This is a genomic window from Pseudomonas mendocina, from assembly GCF_003008615.1.
Classification (GTDB): Bacteria; Pseudomonadota; Gammaproteobacteria; order Pseudomonadales; family Pseudomonadaceae; genus Aquipseudomonas; species Aquipseudomonas mendocina_C.
Genome location: NZ_CP027657.1, coordinates 2702946 through 2720148 on the forward strand (window position 1 = coordinate 2702946; position 17203 = coordinate 2720148).

Sequence of the window (17203 nt, forward strand, 5' to 3'; positions counted from 1 at the left end):
CCTGGTGCTACTCTCTGCAAACTTTGGCTGCAGCGAGTTGTCGCGGTCGCCTTTGCTTGCACGTAACCATAAAAAGAGACATTCCTATGACTGACGCCTTTGCATTGGACGGCGCTGCGGCTAAGCCTGCATTCCTGTCCAAGGAACGCATCATCGCGCGACCCGGCTTCAACCGCTGGCTTGTTCCGCCTGCCGCTCTCGCCATCCACCTCTGCATCGGGATGGCCTACGGTTTCTCCGTGTTCTGGCTGCCGCTGTCGAAGGCTATCGGCATCGACACCGCCGTCGCCTGTGCGCCTGATATCGGTTTCTTCGAGCAGATCTTCGCCAGCAACTGCGACTGGCAGATTTCCATGCTTGGCTGGATCTACACCCTGTTCTTCGTCTTCCTCGGTTGCTCTGCCGCGATCTGGGGTGGCTGGCTGGAACACGCAGGCCCGCGCAAGGCCGGCGTGGTTTCCGCACTGTGCTGGTGTGGTGGTCTGCTGATTTCCGCACTGGGTATCTACACCCACCAGATCTGGCTGATGTGGCTGGGCTCCGGGGTGATCGGCGGTATCGGCCTGGGCCTGGGCTACATCTCCCCGGTGTCGACGCTGATCAAGTGGTTCCCGGACCGTCGTGGCATGGCCACCGGTATGGCGATCATGGGTTTCGGTGGCGGTGCGATGGTCGGTGCGCCGCTGGCGGCGCTGCTGATGAGCCACTTCTCCAGCGAAACCAGCGTCGGTGTCTGGCAGAGCTTCGTGGTCATGGCGGTGATCTACTTCGTCTTCATGATCGGTGGCGCGCTGTCCTACCGCGTACCGCCGACCGGCTGGAAACCGGCGGGCTGGACCGCTCCGGCAGCCAAGGCCAACAACGCGATGATCACCAAGGGCCACGTCCACGTGAACACCGCGTGGAAGACCCCGCAATTCTGGCTGGTCTGGGCCGTGCTGTGCCTGAACGTGTCGGCCGGTATCGGCATCATCGGCATGGCTTCTCCGCTGCTGCAGGAAGTCTTCGCTGGCAAGCTGATCGGCGTTGACCTGTCGTTCAACGAGCTGAGCTCTGCGCAACTGGTGGAAATTGCTGCCATCGCAGCCGGCTTCACTGGCCTGCTGAGCCTGTTCAACATCGGTGGCCGCTTCTTCTGGGCCTCCTGCTCTGACTTCATCGGTCGCAAGGGCACTTACTTCGTGTTCTTCGGCCTGGGCTTCGCGCTCTACGCCTCGGTGCCGATGCTTGGTCACCTGGGCAGCCTGGCGCTATTCGTGTTGGCGTTCTGCGTGATCCTGTCGATGTACGGTGGTGGTTTCGCCACGGTGCCGGCCTACCTGGCTGACCTGTTCGGTACGCAGATGGTCGGCGCGATCCATGGCCGTCTGCTGACCGCCTGGGCTGCTGCCGGCGTGCTGGGCCCGGTGCTGGTCAACTACCTGCGCGAGTACCAACTGAGCATCGGTGTGGAGAAGGCCGCGGCTTACGACATCACCCTGTACATCCTCGCTGGCATGCTGGTGCTGGGCTTCATCTGCAACGCCCTGGTGCGTCCGGTGGCGCCGAAGTACTTCATGACCGAAGCCGAGCTGGCCGCCGAGCGCGCCCATGGCGAGAAGTCGGCTCCGGCTGCTGCCGAGCTGGAATGGGCTGCTGATCCGGCAAGCAAGCCGATCGTGGCTGCGGCCTGGCTGGTCGTCGGTATCCCGCTGGCTTGGGGTGTTTGGGTCACGCTGCAGAAGACGCTGGTGCTGTTCTAATCAGGTCTATCTGCTGAAAAAAGCCCGCCCGCACGCATGTGCCGGCGGGCTTTTCTCTTTATAGAGTGGCCTGATGCTGGCGATAGCCACTCGATCCGACCGTCGCCGGTAGCCGTTCACGCCCCGCCACGCCTATAATGCTGGCCTTTTTCCGTTGGCAATTTCGTGGAGCTGGTGATGGCCGAACGTACGGCATCCGTCGAGCGCAACACCCTGGAGACCCAGATCAAGGTCTCGATCAATCTGGATGGCACCGGTAAGGCCAAGTTCGATATTGGCGTGCCCTTTCTCGAGCACATGCTCGACCAGATCGCCCGTCATGGCCTGATCGACCTGGACATCTACTGCAAGGGCGACCTGCACATCGACGACCACCACACCGTCGAGGACGTCGGCATCACCCTCGGCCAGGCCTTCGCCAAGGCTGTCGGTGACAAGAAGGGCATGACCCGTTACGGCCATTCCTACGTGCCGCTGGACGAAGCGCTGTCGCGCGTGGTGATCGACTTTTCCGGCCGTCCGGGCCTGCAAATGCACGTGCCGTTCACTCGCGCCGTGGTCGGTGGCTTCGATGTCGACCTGTTTCAGGAATTCTTCCAGGGCTTCGTCAATCACGCCCAGGTCAGCCTGCACATCGACAACCTGCGTGGGGTGAACACCCACCACCAGATCGAGACCGTGTTCAAGGCCTTTGGCCGCGCGCTGCGCATGGCCGTCGAACTCGACCCGCGCATGGCTGGGCAGATGCCGTCGACCAAGGGCACCCTGTAATGCAGACCGTAGCCGTCATCGATTACGGCATGGGCAACCTGCACTCGGTGGCCAAGGCGCTCGAACACGTCGGTGCTGGCCGGGTGTTGGTAACCAGCGACGCCAAGGTGATCCGTGAGGCGGATCGCGTGGTATTTCCTGGCGTTGGCGCGATCCGCGACTGCATGGCCGAGATCAAGCGCCTGGGCTTCGACGAACTGGTGCGTGAAGTCAGCGCCGACCGCCCGTTCCTCGGTATCTGCGTCGGCATGCAGGCCCTGCTGGAGCGCAGCGAGGAGAACGATGGTGTCGATTGCATCGGCCTGTTCCCCGGCCAGGTGCGTTTCTTCGGCAAGGATTTGAGTGAGGACGGCGAGCGCCTCAAGGTGCCGCACATGGGCTGGAACGAGGTGAGTCAGGCGGTGAAGCACCCGTTGTGGCACGACATCCCCGACCATGCGCGCTTCTACTTTGTGCACAGCTACTACATCGAGGCCGGCAAGGCCCAGCAGGTGGTCGGCCGTGGCCACTACGGCAAGGACTTCGCCGCCGCGCTGGCCGAAGGTTCGCGCTTCGCCGTGCAGTTCCACCCGGAGAAGAGCCATACCCATGGCCTGCAGTTGCTGCAGAACTTCGCCGCCTGGGACGGGCGCTGGTAATGGCTCGCGCCAAGGTGCCGAGCCTGGCGCTGGAGCCTGCCCAGGAGCAGGCCGCGCTATTGCTGTTGCAGCGTTTTCTCGATGAGCGCTTCGAGCTGGAACTGGGCACCTTTGAGGTGCAGGAAGTGCTCGACCTGATCACCCGCGAGCTGGCACCGCACTATTACAACAAGGCGATTCTCGACGTGCAGGCGCACCTGAAAGACAGGTTCGAAAGCATCGAGAGCGACCTATGGGCGCTCGAAAAGAGCTGACCCTTTTTCCGTTTTCAAGACTTGAGCAGGTTCAACCGATGCTGATTATCCCCGCTATCGATCTGAAGGACGGTGCCTGCGTGCGTCTGCGCCAGGGCCGCATGGAAGATTCCACCGTGTTCTCCGATGACCCGGTGAGCATGGCGGCCAAATGGGTCGAGGGCGGCTGCCGTCGTCTGCACCTGGTCGATCTGAACGGCGCCTTCGAAGGCCAGCCGGTCAACGGCGAAGTGGTGACCGCCATCGCCAAGCGCTACCCGACCCTGCCGATCCAGATCGGCGGTGGCATCCGCACCCTGGAAACCATCGAGCACTACGTGCGCGCTGGCGTCAGCTACGTGATCATCGGCACCAAGGCCGTCAAAGAGCCCGAGTTCGTCACCGAGGCGTGCAAGGCCTTCCCCGGCAAGGTCATCGTTGGCCTGGACGCCAAGGACGGTTTCGTCGCCACCGACGGCTGGGCCGAAGTGTCCAGCGTGCAGGCCACCGACCTGGCCAAGCGTTTCGAGGCCGATGGCGTCTCGGCAATCGTTTATACCGACATCGCCAAAGACGGCATGATGCAGGGCTGCAACGTCGAAGCCACCGCCGCCCTGGCCGCTGCCAGCCGCATCCCGGTGATCGCTTCCGGCGGCATCCACAACCTGGGTGATATCGAGAAGCTGCTGCTGGCGCGTTCGCCCGGCATCGTCGGCGCCATCACCGGTCGTGCCATCTACGAAGGCACCCTGGATGTGGCCGAGGCGCAGGCCTTCTGCGATAGCTTCAAGGGGTAATGGGTAGGGTGCGCGGTGCGCACTGCTGACGGTTTATCGGTGCGCGCGGCGCACCCTACGAGAGAAGTCGACATGGCACTGGCCAAACGCATCATTCCTTGCCTCGACGTGGACAATGGCCGCGTGGTCAAGGGCGTCAAGTTCGAGAACATCCGCGATGCCGGCGATCCGGTGGAAATCGCCCGTCGCTACGATGAGCAGGGTGCCGACGAGATCACCTTCCTCGACATCACCGCCAGCGTCGACGGCCGCGACACCACACTGCATACCGTCGAACGCATGGCCAGCCAGGTATTCATCCCGCTCACCGTCGGTGGCGGCGTGCGTACCGTGCAGGACATCCGTAACCTGCTCAACGCCGGTGCCGACAAGGTGTCGATCAACACCGCCGCGGTGTTCAACCCCGAGTTCGTTGGCGAGGCGGCTGCGCGCTTCGGTTCGCAGTGCATCGTCGTCGCCATCGACGCCAAGCGCGTAGCGCCGGGGCGCTGGGAAATCTTCACCCATGGCGGGCGCAAGCCAACCGGCCTGGATGCCGTGGCCTGGGCGAAGAAGATGGAAGACCTTGGCGCCGGCGAGATCCTTCTGACCAGCATGGATCAGGACGGCGTGAAGAGCGGTTACGACCTGGGCGTGACCCGCGCCATCAGCGAGACCGTATGCATCCCGGTGATCGCCTCCGGTGGCGTCGGCAACCTGCAGCACCTGGCCGACGGCATCATCGACGGCAAGGCCGATGCGGTGCTCGCAGCGAGTATCTTCCACTTCGGCGAGTACACCGTGCCGGAGGCCAAGGCCTACCTGGCCAGCCGCGGTATCGTCGTGCGCTGATCTGTTTGCCGCTTCGGGCCGCCTGCACGGTTCGAAGCGGCGGCCACCTCCCCAGCGAAAAAACCTGCTGACCGGAGCCCTTCGGTCAAAGCTGCGGGCGAGTCGACGGCAAAGTGCCAGCGATGCGGCTAGCATTGCCCGCCATTTTCCAACCCCAAGCCTTCTGCCCTCGGCGGATGGGCACCTTTTGCCGAACATTTTCGACACGGAGTCTTCATGTTCCTTCTTCGATTCGTGACCATCCTGGCCCTCACCTGCGGTCTGGGCCTTGCCCGGGCAGAACCGCTGGTACTGCTCACGGAGAACCTGCCGCCGTTCAACATGTCAGCCAACGGCAACAACTTCGCACGCGACGACAATGTCACCGGGATGAGCGCAGACATCTTACGTGCGGTGTGCGAGCGGGCGCAGGTCGACTGCCAGCTGATCCTGCGTTTCCCCTGGCAGCGCGTCTATCAGCAGACGCTGGATGAGCCGGGCTACGGGCTATTCTCCACGGCGCGAACCGCCGAGCGCGAGAAGCTGTTCAAGTGGGTGGGGCCAATTGCCCAGAACGACTGGGTGCTGTTCGCCAAGGGCGACAATTCGATCCAGCTGGCGACTCTGCAAGACGCCGGGCGTTATCGCATCGGTGGCTACAAGGGTGATGCCAAGACCCAGTTCCTGCTCGACAAGGGCCTGGAGGTGCAGACGGCACTGCGCGATACCGAGAACCTGCGCAAACTCGAGCGTGGCCAGATCGACTTCTGGGTGACGTCCAGCCAGGCTGGCCGCTTTGTTGCGCGACAGGAGGGTATCGAGAACCTCAAGGTCGTGCAGCATCTGCACACGGCTGACCTGTATCTCGCCCTCAATCTGCAAACGCCTGACGAGCTGGTGCAGAAGTTGCAGCAAGCATTGGATGCACTACGGGCCGAGGGTGCGTTGAAGAGCATCGAGATTCGCTATTGAGGCAGACTGCCAGTAACCGCTGGGCCGTGGAGGGTATGGCGGTTATCCTGATGGAGTCTGCCTTTTCATAAAAGAGAAATGCCATGTTCAAACGCCTGCTACTCGCGCTGGGCGGCACTCTTGTGGTGCTGGCTGGTGCTGCGCGCGCCGAAGTGGATCCGAACTACACCGTGGTTCTGCTGACCGAAAATTTTCCGCCATACAACATGGCGAGCAATGGCAAGAACTTCGCTCAAGAAGACAATATCGATGGCATTGCTGTGGATATCGTCAAGGAAATGTTCAAGCGCGCCGGGGTCAAGTACAACCTGACCCTGCGTTTTCCGTGGGATCGCATCTACAAGCTGGCGCTGGAAAAACCGGGCTATGGTGTATTCGTCACCGCTCGTCTTCCCGAGCGCGAAGCGTTGTTCAAGTGGGTGGGGCCAATCGGCCCGGATGATTGGGTGATGTTGGCCAAGGGCGACAGCCCGATCAATCTGGGTAACCTAGACGAAGCCAGGCAATACCGCATTGGTGCCTACAAGGGCGATGCCATTTCCGAATACCTGACCGACAAGGGTGTGGAGCACGGTACCTCGCTGCGTGACCAGGAAAATGCCCGCAAGCTGCTGGCCGGCCAGATCGACCTCTGGGCCACCGGTGACCCAGCCGGGCGCTACCTGGCCAAGCAGGACGGCATCACGGGATTGAAAACGGTGCTGCGTTTCGACAGCGCCGAGCTGTATCTGGCGCTGAACAAGGACATGCCCGACGAGATCGTCGCCAAGCTACAGGCGGCGCTGGATCAGATGCGTGCCGAAGGTTTCGTTGACGCCACGCTCAACAAATACCTGTAAGCGCCGACGAACCCTGCGTCCGGCCACGAGCCGGGCGCACGCCATGGATGGCAAAGCCGCTGAGTGCCAATGACCGGGCTCGGGCCCATGCAAGGATGCCGCTAGCCATAACCACAAATCATGCGAGCGGTACGTCTTATGCTGAAAACTCTGAAGAAAAGCCTGTTCGTCGCCCTGTTCCTCGCCTCCGGCTTCGCCCATGCGGAGCTGCCGTCCGACTACAAGGTGGTGCTGCTGACCGAGAATTTCCCGCCCTTCAACATGGCGGTGGACGACAAGAACTTCGCCCGTGATGACGGCATCGACGGCATCAGTGCCGATATCGTGCGCGAGATGTTCAAGCGTGCCGGCATCGACTACACCCTGACCCTGCGCTTTCCCTGGGATCGCCTCTATCGCCTGACCCTGGACAAGCCCAACTACGGCCTGTTCTCCACCACCTACACTGAGGAGCGCAAGCCGCTGTTCAAGTGGGTCGGCCCGCTGGCCAAGACCGGCTGGGTGTTGCTCGCCGCACCGGGTAGCGACATCAAGGTGTCGGGCCTGCAGGACGCGGCCAAGTACCGCGTCGGTGCCTACAAGAACGATGCGGTCAGCCAGCACCTAGAGAGCCAGGGCCTGGAGCCGATCAACGCCCTGCGTGACCAGGAGAACGTGAAGAAACTGGTGCGTGGGCAGATCGACCTGTGGGCCACTACCGATCCGGTTGGCCGTTACCTGGCCAAACAGGAAGACGTCAGCGGTCTCAACACCGTACTGCGTTTCAACGATGCCGAGCTTTATCTGGCGCTGAACAAGGACACCCCGGACGAGGTCGTCGAGCGTCTGCAGAAAGCCCTGGACGAGCTGCGCAGCGAAGGCTTCATCGACGACATTACCGAGAACTACCTGTAAAACCGTAGGGTGCGCTATGCGCACCAGCTGTGACGCTGGTGCCGGCTTCGGTGCGCACGGCTCACCCTACGGGCGATGAGAGGCGGCGCGGTACAGGGCTTCACCAAAGAAAAAGCCCGGACAGTTGTCCGGGCTCTTTCGTATCGCCGAGTGGGCTCAGTTGCCGCGGGTGACGCTCAAGCCTTTGAGCAGGTTCAGCGCCTGGCTCAGTTGATAGTCGTCATCCTGTGGACGTTCGGTGCGTGCAGCCTGTGCGCCTTTGCTCGGGCGATCTGCGCCGCCGTTGCCGTTACCCAGATGCCCCTGCAGGTCGGCTTCCTTGATGCCCTCGCTGTCCTGTTCGCGGGTGACCTTGGCGCGCGCCACCTCGATGTCCGGGATGATGCCCTGAGCCTGGATCGAGCGGCCATTGGGGGTGAAGTACAGCGCGGTGGTCAGCTTCAGGGCGCGATCGTTGTTCAGCGGCAGCACAGTTTGTACCGAGCCCTTGCCGAAGCTGTCGGTGCCCATCAGTACGGCGCGTTTGTGATCTTGCAGGGCGCCAGCGACGATTTCCGAAGCCGAGGCGCTACCGCCGTTGATCAGCACCACCAGCGGTACGCCTTCGCTGGCATCGGCCGGGTCGGCGTTGAAGCGCAGTTCGGAGTTGGCCAGGCGTCCTTCGGTGTAGACGATCAGGCCACTCTTGAGGAAGTGGTCGGCCACTTCCACGGCAGCCTGGAGCACGCCGCCCGGGTTGTTGCGCAGATCCATGACCAGACCGCGCAGCTTCTTGTTGCCGTTCTCCTGACGCAGCTTGGTCAGCGCCTTGCCCACCTCTTCGCCGGTGTTGACCTGGAACTGCGAGATACGCAGATAGCCGTAGCCATCCTCGAGCATCTGGCTCTTCACGCTGCGTACCTTGATCACCGCACGGGTCAGGGTCAGGTCGAAGGGGCGACCGCCGTCGCGCACCAGGGTCAGCTCGATCTTGCTGCCGGCCTTGCCGCGCATCTTGTCCACGGCTTCCATCATCGACAGGCCCTTGGTCGGCTGGCCGTCGATTTTCACGATCAGGTCGCCCGGCTGGATGCCGGCCTGCGAGGCGGGGGTGTCGTCGATGGGCGAGACGACCTTGATGAAACCGTCTTCCATGCCCACTTCGATGCCCAAGCCGCCAAATTCGCCGCTGGTGCTTTCCTGCAGTTCGAGGAAGGCCTCCGGCTCCAGATAGGCCGAATGCGGGTCGAGGTTGCTGAGCATGCCCTTGATGGCGTTCTCCAGCAGGGTCTTGTCGCTCACGGGCTCGACATAGGCTGCCTTGATGCGATCCATCACCTCGGCGAAGGTGCGCAGGTCATCCAGCGGCAGCGGTGCCTTGCTGCTCGCCGCCGGCGCGGGTGCAGGCTCTGCAGCCTGCAGGGCGGGGACGCCGAGCAGCAGGCCGAGGGCCAGAGCCAGGCAGGTGGGGCGAAAGCGATGGGACATGAAGACAACTCCTAAATGGATAAAGCGCTTATCCCTGCGCGCGGCACCACTGTGCCGGATCACTCGGGCGACCGTTCTGGCGAATGGCGAAGTACAGTGCCGATGTTTCCTGGCCACCGCTGTTGCCAACGGTGGCAATGGGCTCGCCGGCCTTGACCAGGTCGCCCGCACTCTTGAGCAGACTTTGGTTATGGCCGTACAGGCTCAGGTAACCGTTGCCATGGTCGAGAATGACCAACAGACCGGCGCCACGCAACCAGTCGGCGAATACCACGCGACCACCATGCACGGCGCGTACCTGACTGCCGGCCGGTGCACCGATCAGTACACCGTCCCATTTAGTACGAGCGTCGCCGCCGCGAGGTGTTCCGTAGCGTGCTACCAATCGGCCATCGACCGGCCACGGCAACTTGCCTCGCGCACTGGCGAAAGGCCCGCCATAGGTGGCTCCGGAGGTAACCTGAGGGCCGCTGGGCTGACCACTTGGTCGCGCTTGGCGAGCGGCCAGCTCGCGTTTGCGCGCCTCTTCCGCTTCGCGTGCCTGGCGCGCCAGGGTTTCCTCGATGGTCTTCAGTACGCGACCCAGGTCAGCCTGTTCCTGCTGACGGGCCTTGAGGCGTTGATCGCGATTGGCAAATTCATTGTTGAGCTTGGCCAGCGCCTGCTGGCGCTCCTTGCGCGCCTCGGCGAGCTTGGCGTGGCGCTCATCCAGGCCGGCCTTCTGCGCCTGTAGCTGGGCCTGATGGCTGGTGATTTCCTGCTCGACGTTGGCCAGTTGGCGCAGGGTCTCGTTGAATGCTGCAAGCTGATCGAGACGGGCCTGGCTGAGGTAGTCGTAGTAGGTGAGGGTGCGCGAGAATTTTTCCGGGTTCTGCTGGTTGAGCAGCAGCTTGACGTACTCTTGTCGGCCGCTTTGGTAGGCCGCGCGCGCCTGGATGGCGATCAGTCGCTGCTGTTCAGTGCGTGCGCCCTGGAGTTTTTTTTTCTCCTGATCCAGGCGCTGGATTTCCTGCTCGCTGCCCTTGAGCTCGCGCTGCAGTTCCTTGACCTGGCTTTCCAGGTCGCCCATTTCCGTCTCGGTCTTCTTCAACTGCTGCTGCACGCCGGACTTTTCCTGCTGCAGCTTTTCCAGCAGCTTTTTCAGCTCGACCACATCCTGGCGCGCGGCCTCCAGCTGGCGCTGGGTATCGGCACGCTGATCGGCGATAGCCGGAGCGATCAGGCTGCTGAGCAGGAGCAGGGCAAGGATGCGAAGCATGGGCGAGGCGGTACCTGAACGGGGTAGCGAATGGCGCCTAGTATGCCTAAAAAAGCGGCTACAGGCTGCAGTATGAGCGGGCGTAGGCTGTACCCGCCGAAGGCAGTACAGCGTGGCTCAGGCGTAGAGCGTACTGTTCGCTGTGCTCCCAGTACGCTCTACGCCTTTGGCCTGCCGCCTTATTGCAGCTCGACGATGGTCTTACCCGTCATCTCGGCTGGTTGCGGCAGGCCCATCAGCATCAGCAGGGTCGGTGCCACGTCGGCCAGCACGCCGCCTTCGCGGACGCGCGCCGGGCGCTTGCCAACGTAGATGAAGGGCACCGGTTCGCAGGTGTGCGCGGTGTGTGCCTGGCCGGTGCACTCGTCTTCCATCTGCTCGACGTTGCCGTGGTCGGCGGTGATCAGCGCTTCGCCACCGACCTTGTCCAGCGCCGCGACGATGCGGCCGACGCAGGTGTCGAGGGTTTCCACGGCCTTGACCGCGGCCTCGAACACGCCGGTGTGGCCGACCATGTCACCGTTGGCGTAGTTGACGATGATCACGTCATAGCGCTGGTTTTCGATGGCATCGACGATCTTGTCGGTGACTTCCGGTGCGCTCATTTCCGGCTGCAGGTCGTAGGTGGCGACGTTCGGCGAAGGAATGAGGATGCGTTCTTCGCCTTCGAACGGCTCTTCGCGGCCGCCAGAGAAGAAGAAGGTGACGTGGGCGTATTTCTCGGTTTCGGCGATGCGCAGCTGGGTCTTGCCGTTCTTCGCCAGGTATTCGCCGAGCACGTTGGTCAGGGCTTCCGGGGCGAAGGCGCTGGGCGCTTTGATGCTCGCCGAGTACTGGGTAAGCATGACGAAGCCGGCCAGTTGCGCCACGCGCTTGCGCTCGAATTCCTTGAAGTCAGGCTCGACGAAGGTGCGGGTCAGTTCGCGGGCGCGGTCGGCGCGGAAGTTCATGAACACCACGGCGTCGCCGTCTTCCACCTGCACCGGAGCGCCGATGGTGGTGGCCTTGACGAATTCGTCGCTCTCGCCGCGGGCGTAGGCCGCTTCCAGGCCGGCGACTGCGGTGGCTGCGTTGAACTGGCCGGCGCCGTCGACGATCAGCTCGTAGGCCTGCTGCACGCGATCCCAGCGGTTGTCGCGATCCATGGCGAAGTAGCGGCCAATCAGGCTGGCGATGCGGCCCTTGCCGAGACGGGCGAAGGTGGCGTCGAGCAGTTCGATGGAGCTTTGCGCGCTTTTCGGCGGGGTGTCGCGGCCGTCGAGGAAGGCATGCAGGTAGATTTTCTCGGCGCCACGCTTGGCGGCCAGTTCGGCCATGGCGACCAGGTGATCCTGGTGGCTGTGCACACCGCCATCGGAGAGCAGGCCGAGGATGTGTACGGCCTTGCCACCGGCGACCGCTTTGTCCACGGCCTGGTTGATCGTGGCGTTCTCGAAGAACTCGCCATCGCGGATGGCTTTGGTCACGCGGGTGAAATCCTGGTACACCACGCGGCCGGCACCGAGGTTCATGTGGCCGACTTCGGAGTTGCCCATCTGCCCGTCGGGCAGGCCGACGTCCATGCCGCTACCGGAAATCAGGCCGTGCGGGTAGTTGGCGCGCAGGCGGTCGTAGACTGGCGTGTCGGCGGCATAGATGGCGTTGTACTCGGGGGTGTCGCTGTGACCGAAGCCGTCGAGGATGATCAGAACCAAGGGTTTTGGCGTGGCGCTCATGAAGCTGGCTCGCTCTGCGTCTGAGGGGGCAATGAAACAGCCCGGCATTTTAGGGGCAAGTGCCTGGCACGTCACTGCCAGACGGGGTTTGGCCGACCTGTGGGCCTGTGTATACTGGCCGGCATTTTACCGTCCTGGGCCTTATAGATGTTCGCCAACCTGATTGAATTCGTCATTAACCACTATGTACTGAGTGGATTGTTCGTCGTCCTGCTGGTGCTGCTGATCGTCACCGAGCTGCGCAAGGGTGGCCAGAGCTTGTCCAGCCGTGAGCTGACTGCACTGGTCAACAGCGATAAGGGCGTGGTGCTCGACGTGCGTGCACAGAAGGACTACTCCGCCGGGCATATCGTCGATTCGCTGCACATCCCCTACGACAAGGTGGCTGCGCGTATCGCCGAGCTGGAAAAGCACAAGGCCAAGACCATCGTGGTGGTCGATGCCATGGGCCAGCATGCCGGCAGCATCGCCCGCGAACTGAAGAAGGCCGGCTACACCGCCGCGAAGCTGTCCGGTGGTATCGCCACCTGGCGTGGCGACAACCTGCCACTGGTGAAGTGACATGGCTGGTGTGGTCATCTATTCCAGCGACTGGTGCCCCTACTGCATCCGTGCCAAGCAATTGCTGGTGAGCAAAGGGGTGGATTACGAGGAAATTCGCGTCGATGGCCAGCCAGCCATGCGCGCGGAGATGACCCGCAAGGCAGGCCGCACCTCGGTGCCACAAATCTGGATCGGCAGCACCCATGTGGGCGGCTGTGACGACCTCTACGCCCTGGAGCGCGCCGGCAAGCTCGACGCACTGCTGCAGAGCCCCGCTTGAAACCGTAACGTTAAGGAAGGCAAACGCCATGACCGAGCAAGCCAACAGCGGTGCCGCCGCTGCCGATTCGCAGAACCCGCAATTCTCCCTGCAGCGCATCTACGTCAAGGATCTGTCCTTCGAAGCGCCGAAGAGCCCGGAAATCTTCCGTCAGGAGTGGACGCCGAGCGTCGGTCTGGATCTCAACACCCGCCAGCGCGGCCTGGAAGGTGACTTCCACGAAGTGGTGCTGACCTTGTCGGTGACCGTCAAGAACGGCGAAGAAGTTGCCTTCATCGCTGAAGTTCAGCAGGCCGGCATCTTCCTGATCAAGGGTCTGGACGCAGCGTCGATGAGCCACACCCTTGGCGCCTTCTGCCCGAACATCCTGTTCCCGTATGCCCGTGAGGCACTGGACAGCCTGGTGACCCGTGGTTCCTTCCCGGCACTGATGCTGTCGCCGGTGAACTTCGATGCCCTGTACGCCCAGGAGCTGCAGCGCATGCAGCAGGCTGGCCAGGCCGAAACCACCGCTCACTAAGCGCTGGTCGATCGAATGAAAAAGCGCCCCGTGGGGCGCTTTTTTGTTGTGCGTGATCATGCCGGGTGGGCAGTCGGTGCGCACAGCGCACCCTACTGATCAGCGTCGGCGAAGCCGTTCTGCCGCCAGGCCTCGTAGACGGTGACGGCCACGGTGTTGGACAGGTTCAGGCTGCGGCAACCGGCGCGCATGGGCAGGCGTACGCGCTGCTCCGGCGGCAGGGCGTTGCGCACTTCCTCGGGCAGGCCACGGCTTTCCGGACCGAACAGGAAGGCATCACCAGGCTGGTAGGCGATCTCGTGGAAGGGTTGCGAGCCCTTGGTGGTGAAGGCGAACAGGCGTGGCTGGCCGAGGCTTTCCAGGCATGCTTCCAGGCTGGTGTGGCGTTTGAGCGTGGCGTACTCGTGATAATCCAGCCCGGCGCGGCGCAGGCGCTTGTCGTCCAGCTCGAAGCCCAGCGGCTCGATCAGGTGCAACTGGCAGCCGCTGTTGGCGCACAGCCTGATAATGTTGCCGGTATTGGGCGGGATTTCCGGTTGGAAGAGGATGACGTGGAACATGCAGGGCTCCGAGCACAGGGATGACGAGCATTCTACGCCGGTCGAGGATCCCCGGCCGCGACTTCGCTGGCGCTTCATCGCGTCGGTGCTGCTCATCGCCTTTCTGGTCGGGGTGATGCTGGGGCGCCTGTTCGATCCGCCGCGTTTGCGTATCGAGGATGCCGAGCCCTGGGAGCAGGGCTTGCAGCTCTGGTTCAATCGCGAGCCGCAGGCGTTGAGCGAGCATGTCAACGGCGCGCTGGTGTATCGCTTCGACGATGCCTATGGGCGGGTGCGTGACGGGCAGCTGAGCCTGCCAATGGGGTTGGTGAACTGGCGCATCGAGCGTGACGGGCGGGATTTGCTGCTGGTCTTGATCTCACCCCGTCCGCTGGACGGGGAGTGGCGCGGCGCGCCGGAGGATGGACGTTGGCGCGTACGGCTGGCGCTGCGTCCTGAATAAAGAAGGGGATTCCCCGGCCTGCCTGTACCAAGGTCCCCGAAACGGGTGGCGCCGTACTCGTCGAGCGGGTTACGGCGCGCTACAGTGACGCGTCAGTCGCGTCGAATAAAGAAGGGGATTCCCCGGCCTGCCTGTACCAAGGTCCCCGAAACTGGGTCTTGCCTTACCTTATGCAGGGCGTGTGCCAATTTTATTACCAAGGCTGAAAAGCCTGATTTCGCGGGACGCAGGGCGCCTTGAGGAATGCAGACCTGCATGGAGTGGCGGGGTGGTGCACCAGCGTGCAGCGTGATGCACCGTTGGCGCACCACGCTGTGCATGGATGGCTTAGCGAGGAAGGAGCCTGAGCGTTCCCAGTCTATGCGCCGCTACATCCGCCTCGCTCAGATGCTGCGGTTGGTACTGGCCGGTGACGTGTGCCTGCGCCTGGTCGCCGTAATGGGCATCGAAGGGCACGCCGCTCTGGCCCACAGGAATGCCGCCCAGCGCCTTGTCGGCATCGGCCAGGTCGATCAGGCGTCGGGTCGACGGCCCGTATACCACCGGCCAGGGCGCCGAGCCGACCTTGTGCGACAGGTTGTTCGGCGTTTCATGGCCGCCGGGCGCGGCAAGCGGGCCGACGTTGAGCAACCAGGCCAGCGGCTGCTGCTGGCCCAATGGATGGCTGTGGGTGAGGGTGTGCGCTCGCTCCCAGTGCCAGGTGCCGGTGTCATCGCCAAGTATGCTGCGCAGGTGTTCCAGGCTGGCACGCCAGGCGTCTGCCACGATCTGCGCGCGGCTTTCGCGTTGTTCGCTGCCCTGGCGATTCCACCAGGGTGAGTCGGCGTCGGCGGTCAGACGCGGCAACGCCGTGTCGAGTACGCGGGTCTGCAGCAGGCTGTCGAAGAACACGTCGCCCAACTCGTCGGCCATGGCTTCGTGAGCGAGCTGGTAGGTCAGCTGGTTGAACAGCGTGGCGGCGACGGAGTCGAGTGTGTGGTCACCGTTCCAGTTGGCCAGTTGCTCCACCAGGGCGCGTTCCTCATCGTTCGCGGCTGCCTCACGCAGTTCGTCGAGAATCGGTGCCAGCAGGCGTGGGCCATAGCCGGTGCCGGGGTCGAGCTGCAGGGCCTGGCTGTTGTGCGTGTCCCATTTCACCGAGGCATCGCTCAGGCGCTGGTTCAGGCGTTGACCGCGATCCGGCAGGTTGTAATAGCCGGGAATCTCGATGCCGCTGGCAGGCACTGGCTGGTAGTTGGCCGAGACGATATAGCCGCGCTGCGGGTTCTCTTCCTGTGGGTTGGCAGTGAAGGGATGGTAGCCGAGCTTGTCCGCCTCACCGCTGGCGCCGTCGAGAATGAAGGTCGGGTTGACCCCGGCCGGGCGCAGCGGCAGCTTGGCTGCAGCCCACCAGCCGATGTCACCAGCGGCATTGGCCCAGACCACGTTGAGACCCGGCGCTTCGATTTTCTCGGCTGCAGTGCGGGCCTTGTCCAGGGTCTCAGCCCGACCCAGCTGGTAGAAGGCATCGAGCAACGGATTGTCGGTTTCGAGGAAGGCCCACCACATGGCGATCGGCGTGCTGCCGTTGGTCTGGCCCAAGGCATCGTTGACGATCGGCCCGTGCGGGGAGCGACGCAGGGTGATCTGCACCGGTTCGGCGCCCTTGACCTGGATGGTTTCCGTACGCTGCTGGAGGTCGACCCACTGCCCCTGATACCAGACCTGATCGGTATTGTCCGGGTTGACCCGTTCGGCGATCAGGTCGAGGTCGTCGTTCTGGAACATGGTCAGGCTCCAGGCGAAGTCACGGTTGTGGCCGAGCATGGCGCTGGGAATCAGGGCGTGGTGATAGCCGTACAGCTCATAGCCAGGTGCTTGCAGGTGCGCCTCGTACCAGACCGCGGGTAGCGAGAAGCGAATGTGGGGATCGCCGGCCAGCAGTGGTTTGCCGCTGGCGGTACGGCTACCGGAGATGGCCCAGGCATTGCTGCCTTCGAACTGCGGCAGGCCGCTGCCTTCCAGGGCGCTGCCGGTGAGTTGGGCGAGAGCGGCAAGATCTTTCCAGTCGTCGCTGGCCAGGGGCGAGCCGAGCACGCCCTGAGGGTGCCAGTCGAGATCGAACAGCTTGAGATAATCCGCGCCCAGCTCATCGCGGATATGGGTCATCACCGGTTCGGTACGGAACGCGGCGGCGAAACTGTAGGCCATGTAGCCCGCGACGCTGAGTGTATCGGCGATGGTGAAGGGACGCGGTTCGATGCCCAGCAGGTCGAACTCCAGTGGCCGCGGCCGGCTGGCCTGGTACTGATTGACGCCCTCGAGGTAGTGCTGCAGTGCTTGCGTGGAGGGGCTGTTGGCGTCCAGGCGGGCGGCATAGGCGTCGGCATGGCGGCCGATTTCCAGGGTGCGGAACAGGCGGTCGGTTGGCAGCAGCTTTTCGCCGAGTATCTCGGCCAACTCGCCGCGCGCCAGGCGCCGCAACAACTCCATCTGCAGCAGACGATCCTGGGCATGCACGTAGCCCAGGGCGCGATACATGTCGGCTTCGTTCTCGGCGCGAATGTGCGGCACGCCGCGTTCGTCGTAGTCGACCGTGACCGGAGCCTGCAGCGCGCCGAACATCTGTTCACCATCGCGTATTGGCTGCTTGTCGTGCAGGTACCAAGTCAATCCGCCTGCTGCGGCGGCAACCACCAGGGCAAGGGCGGTCAGAGAGCGTTTCATCGAGCGATCCTTATTG

18 protein-coding genes are annotated in these 17203 nt (G+C 63.2%); 13 read left to right on the forward strand and 5 right to left on the reverse strand.

The window, feature by feature from the left end; genetic code table 11:
• The first annotated feature begins 86 nt into the window (after nucleotides 1-86).
• From C7A17_RS12525 to C7A17_RS12565, 9 genes are all read left to right on the forward strand, one after another.
• Complete coding sequence (locus tag C7A17_RS12525) at nucleotides 87-1742, forward strand: OFA family MFS transporter (protein WP_106738342.1); 1656 nt, start codon at nucleotides 87-89, stop codon at nucleotides 1740-1742.
• 177 nt (nucleotides 1743-1919) lie between these two features.
• Entirely contained in the window at nucleotides 1920-2513 is a 594-nt protein-coding gene (gene hisB, locus C7A17_RS12530; protein WP_106738343.1) for an imidazoleglycerol-phosphate dehydratase HisB, read from the forward strand.
• Nucleotides 2513-3151 (forward strand): imidazole glycerol phosphate synthase subunit HisH, encoded by a 639-nt coding sequence (gene hisH, locus C7A17_RS12535; RefSeq protein WP_106738344.1) that lies wholly within the window; start codon nucleotides 2513-2515, stop codon nucleotides 3149-3151. The genes hisB and hisH overlap by 1 nt, the downstream gene beginning before the upstream one ends.
• Nucleotides 3151-3405, forward strand: a complete 255-nt coding sequence (locus C7A17_RS12540; protein WP_106738345.1) for a DUF2164 domain-containing protein — start codon at nucleotides 3151-3153, stop codon at nucleotides 3403-3405. Before hisH ends, C7A17_RS12540 begins: the two co-directional genes overlap by 1 nt.
• Nucleotides 3406-3443: 38 nt before the next feature.
• Complete coding sequence (gene hisA, locus C7A17_RS12545; protein WP_106738346.1) at nucleotides 3444-4181, forward strand: 1-(5-phosphoribosyl)-5-[(5-phosphoribosylamino)methylideneamino]imidazole-4-carboxamide isomerase; 738 nt, start codon at nucleotides 3444-3446, stop codon at nucleotides 4179-4181.
• A gap of 72 nt (nucleotides 4182-4253) precedes the next feature.
• Nucleotides 4254-5012: an imidazole glycerol phosphate synthase subunit HisF gene (hisF, locus tag C7A17_RS12550; protein ID WP_106738347.1), complete on the forward strand. Its 759-nt coding sequence runs from the start codon at nucleotides 4254-4256 to the stop codon at nucleotides 5010-5012.
• A 216-nt stretch (nucleotides 5013-5228) separates the two neighbouring features.
• Nucleotides 5229-5963, forward strand: coding sequence for a substrate-binding periplasmic protein (locus C7A17_RS12555; protein WP_106738348.1), 735 nt, complete (start codon nucleotides 5229-5231; stop codon nucleotides 5961-5963).
• Between the two features lie 83 nt (nucleotides 5964-6046).
• A complete protein-coding gene (locus C7A17_RS12560; protein ID WP_106738349.1) occupies nucleotides 6047-6802 on the forward strand; it encodes a substrate-binding periplasmic protein in 756 nt (251 codons plus the stop codon).
• Between the two features lie 138 nt (nucleotides 6803-6940).
• Nucleotides 6941-7696, forward strand: coding sequence for a substrate-binding periplasmic protein (locus C7A17_RS12565; RefSeq protein ID WP_106738350.1), 756 nt, complete (start codon nucleotides 6941-6943; stop codon nucleotides 7694-7696).
• Nucleotides 7697-7852: 156 nt separating this feature from the next.
• Here C7A17_RS12565 and C7A17_RS12570 read toward each other — a convergent pair whose 3' ends face one another.
• From C7A17_RS12570 to gpmI, 3 genes are all read right to left on the reverse strand, one after another.
• A complete protein-coding gene (locus tag C7A17_RS12570) occupies nucleotides 7853-9163 on the reverse strand; it encodes a S41 family peptidase (RefSeq protein WP_106738351.1) in 1311 nt (436 codons plus the stop codon).
• Nucleotides 9164-9191: 28 nt separating this feature from the next.
• Nucleotides 9192-10421, reverse strand: coding sequence for a murein hydrolase activator EnvC family protein (locus tag C7A17_RS12575; RefSeq protein WP_106738352.1), 1230 nt, complete (start codon nucleotides 10419-10421; stop codon nucleotides 9192-9194).
• Nucleotides 10422-10600: 179 nt separating this feature from the next.
• Nucleotides 10601-12136, reverse strand: coding sequence for a 2,3-bisphosphoglycerate-independent phosphoglycerate mutase (gene gpmI, locus C7A17_RS12580; RefSeq protein ID WP_106738353.1), 1536 nt, complete (start codon nucleotides 12134-12136; stop codon nucleotides 10601-10603).
• Between the two features lie 147 nt (nucleotides 12137-12283).
• On the opposite strand from gpmI, the gene C7A17_RS12585 reads away from it, so the two are divergent.
• From C7A17_RS12585 to secB, 3 genes are read left to right on the forward strand one after another with little or no spacing between them, the layout of a single operon-like run.
• A complete protein-coding gene (locus tag C7A17_RS12585; RefSeq protein ID WP_106738354.1) occupies nucleotides 12284-12697 on the forward strand; it encodes a rhodanese-like domain-containing protein in 414 nt (137 codons plus the stop codon).
• A 1-nt stretch (nucleotide 12698) separates the two neighbouring features.
• Complete coding sequence (grxC, locus tag C7A17_RS12590) at nucleotides 12699-12959, forward strand: glutaredoxin 3 (protein WP_106738355.1); 261 nt, start codon at nucleotides 12699-12701, stop codon at nucleotides 12957-12959.
• A gap of 28 nt (nucleotides 12960-12987) precedes the next feature.
• Nucleotides 12988-13479, forward strand: coding sequence for a protein-export chaperone SecB (gene secB / locus C7A17_RS12595; protein ID WP_106738356.1), 492 nt, complete (start codon nucleotides 12988-12990; stop codon nucleotides 13477-13479).
• A gap of 92 nt (nucleotides 13480-13571) precedes the next feature.
• Here secB and trmL read toward each other — a convergent pair whose 3' ends face one another.
• Complete coding sequence (gene trmL / locus C7A17_RS12600; protein ID WP_106738357.1) at nucleotides 13572-14039, reverse strand: tRNA (uridine(34)/cytosine(34)/5-carboxymethylaminomethyluridine(34)-2'-O)-methyltransferase TrmL; 468 nt, start codon at nucleotides 14037-14039, stop codon at nucleotides 13572-13574.
• On the opposite strand from trmL, the gene C7A17_RS12605 reads away from it, so the two are divergent.
• Nucleotides 14038-14481, forward strand: a complete 444-nt coding sequence (locus C7A17_RS12605; protein WP_106738358.1) for a hypothetical protein — start codon at nucleotides 14038-14040, stop codon at nucleotides 14479-14481. The genes trmL and C7A17_RS12605 overlap by 2 nt on opposite strands.
• Nucleotides 14482-14808: 327 nt before the next feature.
• On the opposite strand, the gene C7A17_RS12610 is transcribed toward C7A17_RS12605, so the two are convergent.
• Complete coding sequence (locus tag C7A17_RS12610) at nucleotides 14809-17187, reverse strand: penicillin acylase family protein (protein WP_199796424.1); 2379 nt, start codon at nucleotides 17185-17187, stop codon at nucleotides 14809-14811.
• Between the last annotated feature and the right edge of the window lie 16 nt (nucleotides 17188-17203).